Source organism: Enterobacter sp. UNJFSC 003, assembly GCF_036903355.1.
Lineage (GTDB): Bacteria > Pseudomonadota > Gammaproteobacteria > Enterobacterales > Enterobacteriaceae > Enterobacter.
Window position 1 is genome coordinate 1 of record NZ_JBAKHK010000390.1, and the last position, 227, is coordinate 227.

The window sequence follows — 227 nt, forward strand, 5'->3', positions numbered from 1 at the left end:
GTAACGGTGCCCACATCGTCAACCAGATCCAGCGAGCCGCTGACAATCCCGGAAGTGGTGTTGTCCGGCGCGGTGGTGTCCACGGTGAAGTCCCAGCTTCCGTCGTCGGTGCCGCTTACCTGCGGCCCTTCCTGGCCCGCCTTGTCCACTGCGGCCACCGTCAGGGAGTGATCCCCTTCCGCCAGATCGGTTTCCGGCGTGTAGCTCCAGTTGCCGTTTTCATCCAC

1 protein-coding gene is annotated in these 227 nt (G+C 63.9%); it reads right to left on the bottom strand.

What is annotated here, in order from left to right; genetic code table 11:
• Window positions 1-227 (bottom strand): Ig-like domain-containing protein (locus V5P19_RS24770; RefSeq protein WP_334408135.1); only part of this gene is annotated, 227 nt, incomplete at both ends.